The 19,204-nt window shown below is 72.2% G+C and carries 14 protein-coding genes; 7 read left to right on the top strand and 7 right to left on the bottom strand.

What is annotated here, in order from left to right; translation table 11 throughout:
- Window positions 1-19: 19 nt before the first annotated feature.
- Genes BXA11_RS19705 through BXA11_RS19695 form a run of 3 tightly spaced genes read right to left on the bottom strand, consistent with a single transcriptional unit; the run spans window position 20 to window position 3,141 of the window.
- Entirely contained in the window at window positions 20-886 is an 867-nt protein-coding gene (locus BXA11_RS19705) for a sugar ABC transporter permease (protein ID WP_076436582.1), read from the bottom strand.
- Window positions 880-1,842 carry a carbohydrate ABC transporter permease gene (locus BXA11_RS19700; RefSeq protein WP_076436579.1) on the bottom strand — a complete coding sequence of 321 codons (963 nt, stop codon included), beginning with the start codon at window positions 1,840-1,842 and terminating at the stop codon, window positions 880-882. The genes BXA11_RS19705 and BXA11_RS19700 overlap by 7 nt, the downstream gene beginning before the upstream one ends.
- Before the next feature lie 3 nt (window positions 1,843-1,845).
- Window positions 1,846-3,141: an extracellular solute-binding protein gene (locus BXA11_RS19695; protein ID WP_076436577.1), complete on the bottom strand. Its 1,296-nt coding sequence runs from the start codon at window positions 3,139-3,141 to the stop codon at window positions 1,846-1,848.
- A 313-nt stretch (window positions 3,142-3,454) separates the two neighbouring features.
- Here BXA11_RS19695 and BXA11_RS19690 point away from each other — a divergent pair, with 313 nt between their 5' ends.
- Entirely contained in the window at window positions 3,455-4,732 is a 1,278-nt protein-coding gene (locus tag BXA11_RS19690) for an ABC transporter ATP-binding protein (RefSeq protein WP_076436574.1), read from the top strand.
- Window positions 4,733-4,737: 5 nt separating this feature from the next.
- On the opposite strand, the gene BXA11_RS19685 is transcribed toward BXA11_RS19690, so the two are convergent.
- Window positions 4,738-5,382, bottom strand: coding sequence for an ACT domain-containing protein (locus tag BXA11_RS19685; protein WP_239105054.1), 645 nt, complete (start codon window positions 5,380-5,382; stop codon window positions 4,738-4,740).
- 139 nt (window positions 5,383-5,521) lie between these two features.
- On the opposite strand from BXA11_RS19685, the gene pulA reads away from it, so the two are divergent.
- The 5 genes from pulA to BXA11_RS19660 all read left to right on the top strand — a co-directional run bounded on the left by pulA (window position 5,522) and on the right by BXA11_RS19660 (window position 14,239).
- Window positions 5,522-8,224: a pullulanase-type alpha-1,6-glucosidase gene (pulA, locus tag BXA11_RS19680; RefSeq protein ID WP_239105053.1), complete on the top strand. Its 2,703-nt coding sequence runs from the start codon at window positions 5,522-5,524 to the stop codon at window positions 8,222-8,224.
- A 134-nt stretch (window positions 8,225-8,358) separates the two neighbouring features.
- Window positions 8,359-9,828 carry a sensor histidine kinase gene (locus BXA11_RS19675; protein ID WP_076436568.1) on the top strand — a complete coding sequence of 490 codons (1,470 nt, stop codon included), beginning with the start codon at window positions 8,359-8,361 and terminating at the stop codon, window positions 9,826-9,828.
- Between the two features lie 115 nt (window positions 9,829-9,943).
- Complete coding sequence (locus BXA11_RS19670) at window positions 9,944-12,016, top strand: N-acetylneuraminate synthase family protein (RefSeq protein ID WP_239105052.1); 2,073 nt, start codon at window positions 9,944-9,946, stop codon at window positions 12,014-12,016.
- Window positions 12,013-12,978, top strand: coding sequence for a glycosyltransferase family 2 protein (locus BXA11_RS19665; RefSeq protein WP_076436566.1), 966 nt, complete (start codon window positions 12,013-12,015; stop codon window positions 12,976-12,978). The genes BXA11_RS19670 and BXA11_RS19665 overlap by 4 nt, the downstream gene beginning before the upstream one ends.
- On the top strand, window positions 12,971-14,239 hold the full coding sequence (locus BXA11_RS19660) for a polysialyltransferase family glycosyltransferase (RefSeq protein WP_239105051.1): 1,269 nt from the start codon (window positions 12,971-12,973) through the stop codon (window positions 14,237-14,239). The genes BXA11_RS19665 and BXA11_RS19660 overlap by 8 nt, the downstream gene beginning before the upstream one ends.
- Here BXA11_RS19660 and BXA11_RS19655 read toward each other — a convergent pair.
- The gene (locus BXA11_RS19655) at window positions 14,210-14,818 is read right to left on the bottom strand and encodes a helix-turn-helix domain-containing protein (RefSeq protein ID WP_204053734.1); all 609 of its coding nucleotides are present in this window, start codon (window positions 14,816-14,818) and stop codon (window positions 14,210-14,212) included. The genes BXA11_RS19660 and BXA11_RS19655 overlap by 30 nt on opposite strands.
- Window positions 14,819-14,881: 63 nt before the next feature.
- Here BXA11_RS19655 and BXA11_RS19650 point away from each other — a divergent pair, with 63 nt between their 5' ends.
- Window positions 14,882-16,105, top strand: a complete 1,224-nt coding sequence (locus BXA11_RS19650; protein ID WP_076436563.1) for a benzoate/H(+) symporter BenE family transporter — start codon at window positions 14,882-14,884, stop codon at window positions 16,103-16,105.
- 53 nt (window positions 16,106-16,158) lie between these two features.
- On the opposite strand, the gene BXA11_RS19645 is transcribed toward BXA11_RS19650, so the two are convergent.
- On the bottom strand, window positions 16,159-17,643 hold the full coding sequence (locus BXA11_RS19645; protein WP_076436560.1) for a class I adenylate-forming enzyme family protein: 1,485 nt from the start codon (window positions 17,641-17,643) through the stop codon (window positions 16,159-16,161).
- Complete coding sequence (locus tag BXA11_RS19640; protein ID WP_076436558.1) at window positions 17,627-19,180, bottom strand: NAD(P)-binding domain-containing protein; 1,554 nt, start codon at window positions 19,178-19,180, stop codon at window positions 17,627-17,629. Before BXA11_RS19640 ends, BXA11_RS19645 begins: the two co-directional genes overlap by 17 nt.
- Between the last annotated feature and the right edge of the window lie 24 nt (window positions 19,181-19,204).

Here is a 19,204-nt window from a genome sequence, read left to right as displayed (position 1 = left end):
CCCCGATTCTCATATAGGGTCACGCCTTCGTCGCACCGGCCGTCAGACCGGTGACGAGGTGGCGCTGGACGAGCAGGAAGACGACGGCCGCCGGGATGGCGATCAGCACCGACGAGGCCGTCAGCAGGCCCCACTCCGCCTTGTGCTGGCCGACGAACTGGCTCAGGCCGACCGCGAGCGTGTACTTGTCGTCACCCGTCATGAACGCGGTCGCGTACGCGACCTCCGCCCAGGCGGTGATGAACGAGTAGAAGGCGGCCACGGCGAGGCCGGGCTTGGCCAGCGGCAGGATGAGCCGCCAGAACGTGCCGAAGGGGGTCAGGCCGTCCACCCGGCCGGCCTCGTCGATCGTCACCGGGACGGTGTCGAAGTAGCCCTTCATCATCCACGCGCAGAACGGCACGGTGGAGGTGAGGTACGCGATGACGAGGGACGGGAACTGGTTGATCAGCCCGAGCCCGGCCATCAGGTTGTAGATCGGCACGATCAGGATCGCCACGGGGAACATCTGCGTGATCAGCAGCATCCACATCACCGAGCGGAAGCCGGGGAAGCGGAAACGGCTGACCGCGTAGCCGGTGGTGGCCGCCAGCAGCACGCCGAGCACGGCCGTCATGAGCGAGACGACGACGGAGTTGGCGGCCCACGTCAGGAACCGGGTCTCCCCCAGGACCTGCGTGTAGTTGGCGAGCGTGGGGTGGTCGACCGGCGCGACCGAGGCGGTCTCGATGACCGTTCGCGGCTTGAGCGAGGTCAGCACCAGCCACGCGACCGGGAACACCGACACGATGCTCGCCGCGATCAGCGTGAGGTGCAGGGCGATCGACCTGCCGGGGCTGCGCCTGTCGCGGCTCCACGCGCCGGCGGGAGCGGCCGGGCTCACCATGCCTCCCCCTGCTGCCTGAGCGCGCGCCGGTAGACCGTGGCCATCACGACGAGCAGCGCGAGGATCACCATGCCCCAGGCCGCGGAGCCCGAGTAGTTCCTGATGCCCTCGAACGCCTGGCGGTAGGCGTACGTCACGAGGATCTCCGTGGCTCCGCCCGGTCCTCCCTTGGTCAGCAGGAAGATGACCGGGAATTGATTGAACGTCCAGATCGTGCCGAGCAGGACGACCGTGCTCGACACCGGGCGCAGGCCCGGCAGCGTGATGTGGCGGAAGCGCTGCCACGGCGTGGCGCCGTCCACTTCCGCGGCCTCGTGCAGCTCGCGCGGGATGGACTGCAGGCCGCCGAGCAGCGCGAGCATCATGAACGGCACGCCCAGCCACACGTTGCAGGCGATCACCGAGACCTTGGCCCAGAACGGGTCGTCCAGCCAGCTGATCCCGGCGAACCCCGCGGCCCGGAGCATGGCGTTGACCACGCCGAACTCGCCGTTCAGCAGGTAGCGCCAGATGAAGGCGGACACGAAGGCCGGCACGGCCCAGGGCAGCACGAGCAGGATCCGGTAGAGCGCCCGCAGCCGCATGGGCCGGTTCAGCAGCATCGCCAGGCCGAGGCCGATGCCCACATGCAGGGCGACGCAGACGACGGTCCACACGACCGTCCAGGTCAGCCGGCCGAGGAACGCCGAGGACGTCAGGATGTCGGCGTAGTTCCGCAGGCCCACGAACTCGTATCTGTCAGGGATGACGTTCATCCCGATCGTGTGGCCCAGAGTGGCCTCGGTCGCGTCGGTGAGCGACAGGTACACGCCTCGCACGAGGGGGTAGCCGACCAGCACCAGCGTCACGACGACGACCGGCGCGGTCATCGCCCACGCGTACCAGTGACGCGACAGGAGGCGCCGCGCCCCGGAGCGGGGCGCGGCCCTTCTCGTCGCGACGACGTCAGCCGTCATCTCCTACAGGCTCCAGCCCTTGAGGATGCCCTGGTAGGCGGTGGCGACGTCGGTGAGCATGGGCTCGGTCGCCGTCTGCCCGCCCGCGAGCTTCTGGTAGCCCTCGACCAGCGGCTGGAACAGCGAGGCGGCCTCGGGGATCCAGGGACGCTCGACGGCCGTCTCCATCGGCTTGGCCCACTGCGCGATCTTCGGGTTGGCCGTCGCCTCGGAGGCGCTGTAGGCGGGCTGGCGGGTGGGCAGCAGGCCGAGCTTGCCGGCGACCTTGGCCTGGCTCTCCGCGCTGTCCATGAACTGGACGAACAGGTAGGACGCGTCCAGGTTCTTCGAGCCCGCGTACACGGTGTAATCGTGGCCGCCCAGGGGCGAGCCGGCCTTCGCCGAGCCGGCCGGGACCGGGGCGACGCCGAAGTTGTCCGGGTTGTCCTTGAACACCTTGCCACCGAGGTTGTCCGCGTTGGACCACGGGCCGTTGAAGATCATCGCGACCTTGCCGTCCTTGAACGCGGTCTCGGCGTTCGTGTAGCTGTCCTGCAGCGCGGGCTTGACGGCGGCGCCGGACGTGATCAGGTCCTCGACGATCTTCACCCCCGCCACGCTCTGCGGGGACGAGATCGTGATCTTCTTGTTCTGGACGTCGACGAAGTCGCCGCCCTCGCCATAAATGAACGGAAGCAGGAAGTAGGCGTCCACATTCAGGGCGAGGCCGCCCGCTCCGGTCTTCGACTTGACGTCGAGCGCCGCCTTCTTGAGGTCGGCCATTGTCGCTGGAGGCTCGTCGTAGCCCGCCTTCTTCAGTAGTTCCTTGTTGTACAGGAGGCCCAGGGTGTCCGTCACCTGCGGCACGCCGTACGTCTTGCCGTTGTACTTGCCGCTCGCCGCCGGGACCGGCAGGAACTCCTCGGGCTTGTCGACGGCCGGGGTGCCGTCGAGCGGCGCGAGGTAACCGAGCGAGGCGAATTCCGCGACCCAGCCCACGTCGGTGCGCAGCACGTCGGGCGCGCCGGAACCGGACTGCGCGGCGGTCTTGAACTTGTCCCGCGCCTCCGCGAACGGCACGTTGACGTAATTGACCTTGATCTTCGGATATTTCGCCTCGAAGTCCTTGACGATCTCCTGGAAGACCGGGCCCTCGGTCGTGGCGTCCGAGGTGTCCCACCAGGTGACCGTGCCGGACACCTCGGCGGGGGCGGCGCTCTTGGCCGGGGCTGATCCGGGGTCGCCGGAACCGTCGCCGCAGGCCGTGACCGCCAACGCGAGCGCCGCGGCCACCGCCGCGGACGTGAGGACTCGCCTCATCTGCGTCGCACTCCTTGCTCAGGGGGATTTGAGCGGAACGTAACAGGGGCGCGAAGGGGATGAAAGGCCTTACAGAAACTTTCAGCAAATTCGTTACATTTGACGCCGCATAGAGGGCCGCAGGGAGGTCATGGCACAACCCTGACAGCCGTCTTTAGCAAAGGGAAAGTCGAGTGTAACGAGAAGTTGCAAGTAGATGCCGGATCTTTCACGACACGTATGGACACGAGTGCCCGCGACGCGATGTACTACCTCATCATTCACACCGAAGGCTGGGGATCCGGGCGTGCCTGCCCGGGAGGAACGAGCGCGCATGAGCACCGTCGTCCTCGACAACGTGACGAAGATTTACCCGGGGGGGTACCTCGCGGTCGACCGCATGAACCTGCGCGCGGACGAGGGTGAGCTCCTCGTCCTGCTCGGGCCGTCGGGCTGCGGGAAGTCCACGCTACTCCGCATGATCGCGGGGCTGGAGGAGATCACCTCCGGCGACCTGTGGCTTGGCGGGGAGATCGCCAACCACCTCGCGCCCCGGGACCGGGACGTCGCGATGGTCTTCCAGAACGGCGCCCTCTATCCCCACCGGACGGTACGCGGCAACCTGTCGTTCCCGCTGGAGATCGCCAAAGCGGATCCCACGATGGTCAAGCAACGGGTCGTCGAGCTGTCGCGCGCGCTGCACATCGACGAGACGTTGGACCGGCGGCCGGGCACGCTGTCCGGTGGCCAGCGCCAGCGGGTGGCGATGGGGCGCGCCATCGTGCGGCAGCCCTCTCTGTTCCTGATGGACGAGCCGCTGTCCAACCTGGACGCCGGCATGCGCACCGAGCTGCGCATGGAGATCTCGTCGCTGGTGCGCGCCCTCGGCGTCACCACCATCTACGTCACGCACGACCAGGTCGAGGCCCTCACCCTGGCCGACCGCATCGCCATCATGAACCGGGGCGTGCTGCAGGACATCGGCACGCCCGCGCAGGTCTACAACGACCCCGCGACCGCGTTCACCGCCGCGTTCCTCAACTCCCAGCAGCTCAACCTGCTCGCGGCGACCGTGCGCACCCCGCAGAACCAGTTCATCATGCTCGACTTCGGCCCTCACCAGATCACGATGCCCTGGACCGATCCACGGGCGTACGCGGTGTCGCAGCACACCGGCACGCAGATCATCGTGGGAATCCGGCCGGACGGGCTGGTGCCGGTGCCGGAGCGGACGGAGGGCCCGACGTTCTTCGGCCGGGTCAGGACCCTGGAGTATCACGGCCACGAGTGGCTCGCCTACCTTGAGGCCGGGATCCCGGCCGTCAACGTGCCGGAACCGCCGGACCGCCGCCAGCTCAACGGCGCGGGAGGCGGCGGCAAGGCGCGGTCGATGATGCGCCGCCTGCTGAACGGCTCGGCCCCGGCGGAGGAGGAGCAGCAGCAGCAGCCCGCGGCCTCGCAGTCGGGCACGCACCGCCGCGCGGATCTGATCGTCAGGCTCGGCAACCGGCCCGTGTGGCGCGCCGGCGACGCCGGCCGGGTCGCCGTCGACGTCTCCCGGCTCATGCTGTTCACGATGGACGGCACCCGCATCGACCCGCCGCGCAGGTAACGCCGTCAGATGGTACGGCTGACGCCGCCGGCCAGCACGGAGACGATGCCCACCAGGCGGGCGATCTTGTCCAGCTCGGCCCGGTGGAACGCGGGACCCTGGGACCGTGCCACCACCAGGTGGACGCCGTCCATCGGCACGCTCACCAGATGCAGCCCGCCCTCCTCGAAGGCCGAGGCGCGTAGCGGCGTGAGGTCGGCCGCGGGGACGGTCTCCGGCGCCTGCCAGCTTCCGTGGACGATCGTGCCGTCGGCCGAGTCGACCGCGACCGCCCACTCGGCGCTGACCAGGTCGGGCACCGCGTCGACGAGGGTGACGTACGCCCGGTCGGGGTCCGCGGCGACGTGGCCGAGCAGGTCGTAGTCGGGGGTCGCTCCGGGCACCTCCCGGGTCGGCCACACGGCCTCCACCCGTGTGCCGGGGACCACGCCGATCCGTTCACGCAGCTCGCCGGGTTCGAAGACACCCGACCAGGAGACGGTGAAGTCGTCGACCGCGCGACCCGCCTGCCGCTCCAGCACGGTCACCTGCAGGATGTCCGCGCCCATCACGCCGAACGCGCGCGCCACCTGGCCCAGCACCCCTGGCCGGTCGGGGAGCGAGACCCGCAGCCGCAGCAGCATCCCCACCACCTCCTTCTCATGCGACACCAACAGTGTCGGACACACGTTTCGCGCCTGTTACGGCGGTGGGTCACGAAACTACTGCAATGTTTCTGGAACTTACCGCAAATCCTTGCATGCGCCGGGCCTCGGCGTGACCGGCCGCGAGGTGTGGAAACTGTCAGGTGTGGACGGATACCTGCTGCCGCGGCCCGCGGCCACCGGGGCGGACGCCGACCTGTCCAGGGCCACGGCCCAGTGGATCGCCCGGGACACGGTCGCGTGGAAGGGCGAGGCCGCCGAGGAGAACCACTACGCGCTGGCCTGCTCCCCCACGGGCGGCATCGCGTACGAGAAGGGCGACCTGACCGGGGACGTCCGCCTGATCCGCCTGGCGCCCGGGCGGCTGAGCGCCGCTCAGAAGGCCGCGTGGCCGCATCTGGCCTCTCCCGGCGCGGCGTACGGCGCGCTGAAGGTGGATCCGCGCGACGCCGGCCTCGTGCGCGACGCGCTGCGCGGCCAGGTCGTGGCGATCGAGCGCGGGCCCTCGGGCGCGCTGCTGACCGCCACCGGCGTGCAGATCCCCGGCGTGCTCGACGATCTGTACGCCGGGGCCGCGAAGACTCCGCTCGGCCCCACCGGCCGCGGCGGGCTCGCGGTGTGGGCGCCGACCGCGCAGAAGGTCGAGCTGGCCCTCTACGACGGCCCGTCCACCGATCGCAGGACGGTCCACCGGATGCGCAGGGACGACGCGACGGGCGTGTGGTCGATCGACGGCCCGGCGTCGTGGCGGGGCAGGTACTACACCTACCTCGTCACCGTCTACGCCCCCGCCGCGGGGAAGGTCGTGACCAACGAGGTGACCGACCCCTACAGCCTGTCGGTCTCGGCGGGCTCGGGGCGCAGCCAGATCGTCGACCTCGGCGACCGGTCGCTGCGGCCCGAGGGGTGGACGGGCCTGGAAAAGCCCCCGGCGGTGCGCCAGGACCGGGCGTCGATCTACGAGCTGCACGTGCGCGACTTCTCGGCCTCCGACGCCACCGTCCCGGCCGCCCGGCGCGGCACGTACAAGGCGTTCACCGAGACCGGCGGCGCCGGGATGACCGAGCTGCGGAGCCTGGCGAAGGACGGGCTGACCCACGTCCACCTGCTGCCGGTCTTCGACTTCGCCACCGTGCCCGACCGGAAGGCCGACCGCACCGAACCCCGCTGCGACCTCGCCGCGCTGCCGCCGGACTCCGACCGGCAGCAGGCGTGCGTGGCGGAGACGGCCGCGAAGGACTCGTACAACTGGGGCTACGACCCGCTGCACTACACCGTGCCCGAGGGGTCGTACGCGACCGACCCGGACCGGAGGATCAAGGAGTTCCGCGAGATGGTCGCGGGGCTCAACGGCGCGGGCCTGCGGGTGGTCATGGACGTCGTCTACAACCACACCCACGCCGCCGGGCAGGACCCCGCGAGCGTGCTCGACCGCGTCGTGCCCGGCTACTACCACCGGCTCATGGACGACGGCACGGTGGCCACCTCCACCTGCTGCGCGAACACCGCCCCCGAGCACGCGATGATGGGCCGGCTCGTCGTCGACTCGATCGTCACCTGGGCGAAGGAGTACAAGGTCGACGGCTTCCGGTTCGACCTGATGGGCCACCACCCGAAGGCGAACATCCTGGCCGTGCGCGAGGCACTCGACGCGCTCACGCCCGAGAGGGACGGCGTGGACGGCAGGTCGATCATCCTGTACGGCGAGGGCTGGGACTTCGGCGAGGTGGCCGGCGGCGCCCGGTTCGAGCAGGCCACCCAGGCGAACATGGCCGGCACCGGGATCGGCACGTTCAGCGACCGGCTGCGCGACGCCGTGCGCGGCGGCACGCCGTTCGACGCGGACCCGGGCGTCCGGGGCTTCGGCTCCGGCCTGGCCGACTCCGCGCCGGCCGACTCCGCGCCGGCCGACTCAGGGCCGGCCGACTCAGGGCCGGCCGACTCAGGGCCGGACGACTCAGGGCCGGACGACCGGCTCGCGCACTACGAGGACCTCGTGAAGCTCGGGCTCGCGGGCAACCTGCGCGACTTCACGTTCACCGGATCGTCCGGCACGCCCGTCAGGGGCTCGGAGGTCGACCACAACGGCAGCCCGGCCGGGTACGCCGCCGAGCCCGCCGACACGGTGACCTACGTCGACGCCCACGACAACGAGACGCTGTTCGACGCGCTCGCCTACAAGCTGCCCGGGGACACCCCGATGGCCGACCGGGTCAGGATGCAGTCGCTCTCGCTGGCGACGGTCCTGCTCGGCCAGGGCACCGCGTTCGTCCACGCCGGCAGCGAGCGGCTGCGGTCGAAGTCGCTCGACCGCAACTCCTACGACTCGGGCGACTGGTTCAACCGCCTGCTGTGGGACTGCCACGAGGGTAACGGCTTCGGCGGCGGACTGCCGCCAGCCAAGGACAACGAGGCGCGCTGGCCGTACGCGCGGCCCCTGCTGGCCGACCCCGCGCTGAAGCCGGGCTGCGCGGCGATCGGCGCGGCCCGGGCGAGGTTCGGCGAGTTGCTGCGGATCCGCTACTCCTCCCCCGCCTTCTCGCTCGGCTCCGCCGCGGAGATCGGCAGACGGGTCTCCTTCCCGCCGTCGGGCACTCCCGGCGTGATCGTCATGCGCATCGACGCCACCGGGGTCGATCCCGCGAACAAGGCGATCTACGTGGTGTTCAACGCCACCGGGAGGACCGCCGCCCCCGTCGTGCCCGCGCTGAAGGGCGCACGGGTCGCGCCGCACCCCGTGCAGGCGGCGTCGGACGACCCGGTGGTCCGGCAGGCGTCGGCGGATCCGGCGACCGGCACGCTGACCGTGCCCGCCCGCACGGCCGGGGTGTTCACTGAAACATCGTAGGGACGCCCGGAGGAGTGCGACCCGGCGCGGGCACCCGCGCCCGGTTGCACTCATTAAGAGAATTTGAGCATCTTTGGGGTGAGCTTTTCGATGTCGCGAGTTTCCCTAAGGATGACCATAAGTAACCTCGGGTAATGCTCCTCCCCAGGCGCTCCCCGTCACTGCGAGCCCGGCTGGCCCTCCTCGCCACCGGGACTGCGGCGATCCTGCTGATCCCGCTCGCGATCGTGGTGCACGTGCTCGTACGCGACATGGTCGCGGACCGCATCTGGGACCGGAGCCTGGACACCGCTACTTCCGTCGCCGCGCAGATCCGCGACGGTCACCTTCCCAACCCCATTCCGACCGCCGGCAACGACATCGACCTGATCGAGGTGGCGGGACCGGACGGCCGGGTCGTCGCCGAGAGCCCGGCGGCCGAGGGCGTGCCCCGCCTGAGCCCGTTACGCCCGGCCTCCGACCGCGAGGTCACCCAGACGACGGCCTGCTCGCTCTCCGGGCGCGACTGCCTCTACGTCACGGTGCTGCGGGTCTCTCCGGGGCCCGGTTCCGAGCTCGTCTACGCGGGCCGGGCGGCCCCCGCCATCCTCGACACCTCCGTCACGCTGCCCGCGCTGCTCCTGGCGGCCCTGCTGCTCACCGCGCTCGCGGGCTGGACCGCCTACAACGTGACGGGCCGCGCGCTGCGGCCGGTAGAGGCGATCCGGTCGGAGCTCGCCGAGATCACCGAGCGGAATCCCGGCGGCCGGGTGCCCGAGCCGCCCGGCGACGACGAGTTCTCCCGGCTCGCCCAGGCCGCCAACGACGCGCTGTCCCGGCTGGACACCTCCATCCAGCGGCAGCGGCAGTTCGCCGCCGACGCCTCGCACGAGCTGCTCACCCCCATCGCCGGCATCCGCGCCCAGCTGGAGAGCGCGCGCCTGCACCCCGAGGACACCTGCGAGGCGCTCTGCGCCGCGCTGCGCGACACCGAGCGTCTGGAGGCGATCGTCGCCGACCTGCTCCTGCTCGCGCGGATCCCGACCGCCCCCGCGACCGCCCGGGAGGAGGTCGACCTGTCCCAGCTGGTCGTCAGCGAGATCGCGCGGCGGCCGGAACAGCTGCCGACCCACCTCCACAACACCCCGGGCGTGACGGTCAGGGGTGTTCGCCGCCACCTCGCCCGGGTGGTGACGAACCTGCTCGACAACGCCGAGCGGCACGCGCTGACGGTGGTCTGCGTGCGGGTCACGCGCACCGAGGACACGGCCGTCCTGTGCGTGCGCAACGACGGCCGCCCGATCTCCGAGGCGGACCGCGAACGGATCTTCGAGCGGTTCTACCGCACCGACGCGGCGCGCAGCCGCGACCGGGGCGGCACGGGCCTCGGCCTGGCCATCGCCCGTGAGGTGGTGGAGGCCCACGGCGGCTCCATCGGCGTGGAGGACGTCACGGACGGCGAGCCCGGCGTGCGCTTCGTGATCACGCTGCCGCTGGCCCCGGACGCCGCGGACGATCCCGCTGAGAGACCCGCGGACGATCCCGCGGGTGATCCCGCTGACGATCGCGCCGCCGACGATTCCGCCGCCGGCAACGCCGCCCCGTGCGGCGACACCCAAAGTTAAGGACCGCGCCCCTGGTCGTTCAGCCCAGTAACCCCCAACGGGAGAACCTGCTGGCTAGTTTTCGGGACACCCCGGCCCCCTGGGGTTCCCGATGTCGCAGGTAGAGGAGTCACTCGTGCGAGTGCTGGCCGTCGTCCCCGCCCGTGGAGGGTCGGTGGGCGTCCCGCTGAAGAACCTCGAGAAGGTGGGCGGCGTCCCGCTCGTCGCCCGTGCGGTGGACGCCTGTCTGCGCGCCGAACTGGTGGACGACGTGGTCGTCAGCACCGACCACGAGCGCATCGCCGAAGTGGCGGAGGGCGCGGGCGCCCGGGTCGTGCGCCGGCCGGCCGAGCTCAGCGGCCCGGCCGCCTCCAGCGAGTCCGCCGTGCTGCACGCCCTGTCCGAGATCGCCGGCGAGGCGCCCGAGATCGTCGTGCTCGTCCAGTGCACCAGCGCGTTCCTCGATCCCCGCGACCTCGACGCCGCCGTCGCGAAGGTGCTGGACGGCGAGGCCGACTCGGTCTTCTCCGGCACCGAGACCTACGAGTTCGTCTGGACCGGCGCCGGCCACGGGGTGAACCACGACCCGGCCGTGCGCCCGCGCCGCCAGGACCGCGAGCCCGACTTCCGCGAGACCGGCGCGTTCTACGTGATGCGTACGGAGGGCCTGCGCGAGCGGGGCCACCGCTTCTTCGGCAAGGTCGCGGTCCAGCCGGTGCCCGCCCGGCACGCGGTCGAGATCGACACCCCGGAGGACCTGGAGATCGCCAGGGCGCTCGCGCCGTTCGTGGACGAGCCGCTGCCGATCGACGTGGACGCCGTCGTCACCGACTTCGACGGCGTGCACACCGACGACCGCGCGTTCGTCGACTCCGACGGCAGGGAGATGGTCGCGGTCAGCCGTTCCGACGGCATGGGGATCGCGCTGCTGCGCCGGGCCGGTGTGAAGGTGCTCGTGCTGTCCACCGAGCGCAACCCGGTCGTCGCCGCCCGCGCCGCCAAGCTCGGCGTGCCCGTGGTGCAGGGTCTCGGCGCCAAGGACGTCGCGCTGCGCGAGTGGCTGGCCGCCGAGGGCCTGGCTCCCGAGCGGGTGGCGTACGTGGGCAACGACGTCAACGACCTGTCCTGCATGGCGATCGTCGGCTGGCCGGTCGCGGTGCCCGACGCCCACCCCCGGGTGCGCGCCGCCGCCCGCGTCGTGCTGTCGGCCCCCGGGGGCGCCGGAGCCGTGCGCGAGCTGTCCGACCGGGTGCTCGCGGCCCGCCCGGCCGCCTCGCTGGAGACCGCCTCCGCCGCCGCGCCCGCGCCCGTCACCGCGTCCCGCCACCTCGGGCAGCCGCGGCCGGTGCGGATCGGCCGGTCGCTGGTCGGCCCCGGACAGCCCGTGTACGTGATCGGCGAGATCGGCATCAACCACAACGGCGACGTCGACATCGCCCGCAAGCTGATCGACGTGGCCGCCGACGCGGGCTGCCAGGCCGTCAAGTTCCAGAAGCGGACCCCGGAGATCTGCGTGCCGCTCGAGCAGCGCGACCAGATCCGGCAGACGCCGTGGGGCGAGATGACCTACATGGAGTACAAGATCCGCACCGAGTTCGGCGCGGACGAGTACGCCCACATCGCCAAATACTGCGATGAGCGCGGCATCGACTGGTTCGCCTCGCCCTGGGACGTGCCGTCGGTGGACTTCCTCGAGGACATGGACGTCGTCGCGCACAAGGTGGCCTCGGCCTCGGTGACCGACCACGAACTGCTGCGCGCGCTGGCCGCCACCCGCAAGCCGGTCATCCTGTCCACCGGCATGTCCACGCTCGAGGAGATCGACGCGGCGGTGGAGATCCTCGGCACCGAGCGCCTGGTGATGATGCACGCCACCTCCACCTACCCGCTCCCGCCGGAGGAGGCCAACCTCCGCATGATCACCACGCTCCAGCAGCGGTACGGCGTGCCGGTCGGCTACTCGGGGCACGAGCGCGGGCTGCAGATCTCGCTCGCCGCCGTGACCCTGGGCGCGGTGACCGTCGAGCGGCACATCACGCTCGACCGGGCGATGTGGGGCTCCGACCACGCCGCCTCGCTGGAGCCCACCGGCCTGGACCACCTCGTCCGGGACATCCGCATCATCGAGACGGCGCTCGGCGACGGCGTGAAGCGCGTCTACCCGGGTGAGGAGGCCCCGCGGGCCCGCCTGCGCCGCGTCACCGCATGATCACTCTGTCCGTGGTCGTGCCGGTCCGGGACGGCGAGGCGTACCTCGGCGACGCCCTCAAGTCACTGGTGCGCAACCGGACGCGCGAGTTCGAGACCGAGGTCGTCGTCGTGGACGACGGGTCCACGGACGCGACCGCGGAGGTCGTCGAGGAGTTCCGGCGCGATCTGCCGGGGCTCACCGTCGTCCGCAACCCGGTGCCGCTGGGACTGGCCGGCGCCCGCAACGCCGGCCTGAAGCTGGCCGCCGGCCGCTACGTCACCTTCCTCGACGCCGACGACTGGCTCGCGCCCGGCTACCTGCCCCGCCTCGTCGCCGCCATCGACGGGCTCGGGTGCGACTTCGTGCGCGTGGACCACGTCCAGGTCGAGGGCCGCAGACGGGAGACGCACCGGGCGCCGCAGCCCCGCCGCGGCGTCGTGCTGGACCCGCGCGACGGCATCCTGCCGGCCGATTTCAAGACGATGGTCGACTACCCCTACGCCTGGGCGGGGATCTACCGGCGGGAGCTGGACGACCTGCTGGCCTTCCCCGCCGGGCTGCACACCGCCGAGGACCGCCCGTGGATCTGGCGGCTGCACCGCCTGGCCCGGTCGTACGCCGTGGTCTCCCTCGCCGGGGTGTTCTACCGGCGGGGCCTCACGGCCTCGCTCACGCAGATCGGCGACGAGCGGCAGCTCCACTTCTTCGACGCCTACGCGATGGTCCTGGACGAGGTCGAGCCCCGCTACCTGCCGAAGGCGGCCCGCAACCTGTGCGCGCTGCTCGCCCACCACGTGGAGCTGGCCGGCCGGTTCACCCCGGCCGTACGCGCCCGGTTCGACGAGCGGGCGCGTACGGCGCTCGCCCGGCTCCCCCACGAGGCGCTGACCGAGGCGATCGGCGGTCTGGAGCCCGAGCGGGCCGCTCTGCTCGGCCCCTACCTACCGGGCCCTCACCTGACAGGAGGGCCGCGTGCCTGACTCCACGCTGTTCTACGCCTCCACGCTGTTCGGCGCGATGACGCTCGCCGCGGCGATCGACGAGGGGCGGTTCCGCGACGGCGGCCGGGTCCTCCTCGTGTCGAACAACACGGCGATCCCGGAGGTCACCCCGGCGCTGGACGAGGCGCCGGGGTTCGCCGCGCTGCGCGACCGGTTCGACCGCGTCCTGTCCTGGAACGAGATCATCGCGCCGCTGCACCCGTCGGACTGGAAGCCCCGCTCGATCGAGACGCCGATGCTCGGCCGTCTGCTGCGCGACCTGATCGGCGATCCGGACGAGCTGGTCCTGGAGTCGATCGCGGTGTCCCCGTCGCGCACGCTCGCGGGCCTGGTCAAGGACTGCCCGATCACCGTCTACTCCGACGGCTTGATGAGCTACGGGCCGACCCGCGACCCGCTCCCCCAGGAGATCGCCGGGCGGATCACCCGGCTGCTCCACCTCGACCTCGTCCCGGGCCTGGCGCCCCTGCTCCTCGCCGAGCACGGCGTGCCGGCCGAGGCGCTGACGGACGCGTCGTTCGCGAGCGTGGCAGGCCGGGTCGCGGGGGCGGCCGAGGCGGCGCCCCGCGCCGACGCCGTGGTCCTCGGCCAGTATCTGTCCGCGCTGGGGCTGGTCACGGATGCCGAGGAGGCGGCGCTGCACGAGCGCATGCTGCGCGGCGTCGCGGCGCGCGGCCATCGAACCGTGCTGTTCAAGCCGCACCCCGCCGCCGGGCGGCGGCACGCCCGCGAGCTGCGCCAGGTCGCCGCGGAGCTCGGCGTCGACCTCCTCGTGGCCCCCGAGACGACGCCCGCCGAGGCGTGCTTCGCCACGCACCGCCCCGAGCTGGTCGCCGGGTGCTTCTCCACCGCGCTGGTGACCGCGCGGCGGCTGTTCGGCCTGCCGGTCGCGACCACCGGCACCGATCTCGTCCTCGAACGGCTCACGCCGTACGAGAACAGCAACCGGATCCCGGCGACGATCGTGGACGCCACGCTGCCCCGGCTGGAGGCCGGCGGCACGGTCACCGAGCCGCCCGCCGCCGACCTCACCGCCCTCGTGGCCGCCGTGGGCTACTGCATGCAGAGCACGGCCCACCCCGGCCTGCGCGACACCGCGGCGGCCTACGTGAGCGCCCACGGACCGGCGCGCTACTTCAAGAAGCGCAGGCTGGAGTCGCTCGGCCTGATCGATCCTCCGCCTCCGCCCGCCCCGCCCGCGCCGCCGGCCTCACGCCTGCGCCGCCTGCTCGCCCGCTGACCCCGCCGCCCCCGCCGCCCCTTGGCGGTCGTGGGGGGTGCGGATGAGGAGGATCGCGTGCGCCTCCTCGCCGCCGAGGGCCGCGTAGACGTGGGGGACGTCCGCGGCCCACGAGACGTGCTCCCCCGGGCCCGCGGTGAGCGGCGCGGCGGCGGGGCCCGTCCTGATCGTCCCCCCGACGACCGAGAGGTGCTCGGTGACCCCGGGCGGATGCGCGGGCGAGGCCTGCTCGACCCCGGGGAGTATCCGCAGGCGGAACATCTCGTAGGTCGCGCCCGGGTCCCTGAACACCTCCAGCAGGGTGGACAGGACGGCCGTGCCCCGCACCGGCGAGGCGGCGCCGGCCGGGGCGCCGGGGTCCAGCGTCAGCGCGCTCATCGGGACCGACAACGCGGCCGCGATCGCGTACATCGTCTCCAGCGTGGGGTTGCGCGTTCCGTGCTCGAGCCCGGACACGGTGGCCTTCCCGACGCCGGCCCTGCGGGCGAGCTCCGACAGCGACAGCCCGCGTGCCTCCCGGAGCCCGCGCAGCCGCCGCCCGATGGCCGGGTCGATCCGGCTTGTCCCATCTGTACCCACCTGGCTATGGTGTCACCTGAAATCGTTCCGTAAACGGAACGGTCGTATTTTCGGGGAGGGGCGGTGCGGATCCTGCAGCCGGTGCTCACCGGCCTGGTCAGCGCGGTCGTCGGCTACGCCAGCGCGTTCTCGGTCGTCCTCGCGGGCCTGCGGGCGGTCGGGGCCGACTCCCGGCAGGCGGCCTCCGGCCTGCTCGCGCTGTGCGCCGGCATCGCGATCGCCGTCGCCGTCCTGTCCGTCCGCTATCGGATGCCCATCGCGATCGCGTGGTCCACTCCGGGCGCCGCGCTGCTCGTCGCGACCGGCCACGTGGCCGGCGGCTACCCGGCGGCGGTCGGGGCCTTCGCCGTGTGCGGGATCCTGACCGTGCTCGCCGGGGTCGTCCCGTGGCTGGCCCGCGGCGTCGCCGCGATCCCCGGCCCGATCGCGGCGGCCATGCTCGCCGGCGTTCTGGTCCCGCTGTGCACCGCCCCGCTCCACGCGATGGCCGAGGTCCCGCTGCTGGCGGGGCCGGTCACGCTGACCTGGGCCGTGCTGATGCGGTACGCCCGCCAGTGGGCGATCGCCGGGGCGCTGGTCGCGGCCGTGGCCGGCCTCGCGATCGGCGGCGCCGCGTTCCCGGCCGCGTCCCTGCGCCCCGACCCGGTGTTCACGATGCCCGCCGTGACCCTGCCGGCCCTCGTCGGCATCGCACTGCCGCTGTTCCTGGTGACCATGGCGGGGCAGAACGTGCCCGGGGCGGCCGTCCTCGCGACCTACGGCTACTCCGTGCCGCTGCGCGGCGCACTGGTGACGACGGGGCTCGTCAGCACTGCCGCCGCGCCGTTCGGCGGGCACGCCGTGAATCTCGCCGCCATCACCGCCGCCCTGACCGCCGGGCCCGACGCCCACCCCGACCCGGCCCGGCGCTGGATCGCCACCCTGGCCCTCGGCGCCGGTCAGCTCGCGCTGGGGCTGGGCGCCGCCTTCGCCACCGCGCTCGTCGTGGCCTCACCGCCGGTCCTGGTCACCGCCGTGGCCGGGCTCGCGCTCCTCCCGGCCCTCGCCTCCTCGCTCGCCTCCGCCTTCACCGGGCCGGACCTGCGCGAGGCGGCGGCGGTCACCTTCGTCGTCACCGCCTCGGCGGCCTCCATCGCGGGCATCGGATCGGCCTTCTGGGGGCTGATCGCCGGATCGCTCGCGCTCCTGCTCACCCGGCGCCGCACGGCGTCGCGACCACCCGAGCCACAGGCGCCGTCGGCCGAGCCGGCACCGCGCGGGCGAACCGAGCCGGCCCGCTCGACATAGGTGACGGTTCGACATCGGACGGGTCCGTCTGGTCGGCCGTATCCGTCCGGCCGTCAAGGAGCGCTGTTCCGGGCTCGGGGTATCGCGGTCGCCAGAAGGCGCTTGTCCGGTTTGCCGTTCGGCGTCAGCGGCACCTCGCCGAGGACGGTGATGGTCGCGGGAACGCACTCGACGCCGAGCCGCTCGCCGACCAGCCTGCGCAGCGAGTCACGGTCGGGGGTCCGGTCCGCCACCGGTACGACGAACGCGTGCACCGCCTCGCCGGTGTCCTCGTCCGGGGCGCCGACCACGTACGCCTCCGCGATGTCGGGGGAGGTAGCCAGGACCCGCTCGATCGGGCCGGTGTAGTGGAGGTTGGCGTTGACGATGACGACGTCCCGTGTCCGCCCCGCCAGGTACAGCCGTCCGTCCTCGTCGAAGTGGCCCAGGTCGCGGGTGCGCACCCACCCGTCGACGAACACCTCGGCGGTCTCCGCCGGGTCGGCCCAGTAGCCGACGGCCTGAGCGGGGGTGCGGACGTACAGCTCGCCGTCGGCGCCGGGCGGGACCGGCAGGCCCTCCGCGTCCCGGATCTCGACGTCGACGACGCCGGGCGGGAACCCGACCGACGGGGGGACGTCCTGCGGCGTGGCCATGGAGATCGTGCCGGTCTCGGTCTGCCCATAGCCGTGGAACACGACCGGGCCGAGCACGTCGGACGCCTCGCGGAGCCGGGACGCCTCCAGCGGCGACCCGGACACCATGAGCGCCCGGAGGCTGCTCAGGTCGGCCGGGGCGGTGCGCTGGGCGGCGACGAGTCCGTACAGGCGGGGCACGGTGATGACGCTGGCGGTCGCCCGATACCTGGTGATCGCCTCGGGGAACGCGGGCGGGTCGGCGACGACCATGGTCCCGCCCGCGGCGAGCGTGAGCACGCCGTACTCCATCATCACCTGGCTGCTCAGCGACCCGAACACCAGATAGCGCCGCAGCCGGGAGGCCAGTTCGCGGATCGCGGGCGGCCACGCCGCCGGGCGGGCCGTCCACGCCGCGTCCATGGCGGCGTAGGTCTGCGCGCACGCCTTGGGCGTGCCGGTGCTGCCGCTGGTGTAGACGAGCCGGGCGACGTCCTCCGGCCGGCCGGACAGGCGCAGCGGACCGTCCTCGCCGGGCGCGGCCAGCAGTTCGGAGACGGTCAGCGTGCGCCGCGCGTGCTCCGGGCCTGTGGCCGCGTCGGTCACGACCGCGGCGATGTCCTGGTGGAGCACGTGGCGCAGCTGGTCGTGGGGCAGCCCGGGCCGCACCCCGACGGCCCGGGCTCCCACGACGTAGGCGGCGATCGTCGCGGCGAACGCCTCCGGGGTGACGCCGAGCACCGTGGCGAGGCCGTCCCCCGGCCCGACGGCCGCCGCGCGCAGCCCGGCCGCGATCCGGCGGACGAGGCCGAGCATCTGCGCGCCGGTGACGACACGGGCGCCGTGCTCGAAGACGGGCCGGTCCCCGGCCGCGGCCAGGAGGTCCAGAACGGCGCGCGGGTACGGCTCAGCCGGCGTCGGCAAGGCACTCCTTGACGAAGACGGCCAGCGGCTGCTGGTGCACCTGCGGCAGGTTCCACTCGTTCTCCAGGTTCTCCGCGAGGTGGTGGACGCCGGCCGGCGCTCCGTCCCGGTAGTGCCGCACCACCGGGTGCAGGTAGCTCGCGTCATGGGCGTTGACCGCGTCGTTCTCGACGACCCTCGGCACCGAGATGTCGAAGGGGTCGACGGCGTCGTGGTGCAGGCCGTACTCCAGGGTGACGACGAACCTGTGCGGGGAACGGCCGAGGCCGCCGTCCGCCACGTACGCCACCGGGACCTCCTCCTGGTAGAGCGCGGTGGCTCCGGCCACGCCGACGACGTCGCCGAGCACGCCGAACTGCTGCCACAGCGCCGACGAGCGGTTGACCCTGGCGATTATCGCGTCGGCGATCGCGTCGGGCGTGGGCTCGACCTGCTCGGCCGGCCAGGCCTCGCCGTGGTAACGGGTGGTCAGGATCCGGTAGAGCGCGCGCACCCCGTACCGGAAACCGTGGATGAACCCGCTGGTGGCCTTCTTGAAGTCGCGTTGCTGGGTGAGCGTGCCGGTGAAGTAGAGATCAGGCACGTTGACGGACTCGTACGCCGGCGTCTGCTCGGGGAAACGATCGTCGATGACCAGCGCGGGCCGGCAACCGTCGTCGAAGATCGAGGCGTCGAACCGGAAGCCGGTGCACACGATCACCCGGTCGTAGAACAGCTCGCGCAGCGCCTCCACGGTGCGGGCATAGCGGAACATCACCCGGTAGCCGCCGTCGGCACGGCGTTCGATGCTCTCCACCGTGCCGTCGAGCACCGAGTTCTGGGACTTCAGCTGGTAGCTGTCGAGGAAGTTGTTGTTCACCGCCCGCAGGTGCCCGACGTAATGCGACTGCCAGGCCATCCTGACGGAGTGCGGCCCGGCGACGTGGATGACCGCGGCCTGGTCCATGAGCGCGTCGGCGGTCTCGAACCCCGAGTTGCCCTTGCCGATCACCAGGACCCGCTGGTCGGCGAAGGACGGCGGGTCCGTCTCGAACGTGTCGTAGCGTTCGGCGAGTTCGATGCCCGGGATCGGCGGGACGTGGAGCTGGGAGACTCCGGTGGCCACGACCAGCCGCCGCCCCCGCCACGAGCGTCCACTGCGGTCGGTGGCAGTGAACCCGTCGTCGTCCCGGCCGATCCGGAAGACGTCGACGTCGTAGTGCACCCGGACGCCGGTCGCCGCCGCGTAGTCGGACAGGTAACGCACGAAATCGTCGGCCTGCGGGAAGTACTTCTCGCTGTAGCGGGTGAACAGCAGGTCGGGATCGTCGCTCAGCAACGAGTTCCAGTCCATCCGCAGCCGCAGCTCCGGGTCGTCGTACCCCGTGTGCACCTTGTTGATGGAGATCAGCCGGCGGTGCCGCGGGAACCGGGTGAAGAAGGTGCCCGGGCCGGCTCCGCGCTCCAGGACGACGTAGTCGTGACCGCCGTGTTCGAGCTCTGCGGCGAGCTGCAGCCCGGCCGGTCCGGCCCCGATGATCAGGTAGTCATGCGCCATGAGCCGGAAGCTACGGACGAATTC

This window comes from Microbispora rosea (assembly GCF_900156315.1).
Classification (GTDB): domain Bacteria; phylum Actinomycetota; class Actinomycetes; order Streptosporangiales; family Streptosporangiaceae; genus Microbispora; species Microbispora rosea.
This window is presented reverse-complemented; position numbering and strand designations above follow the sequence as displayed.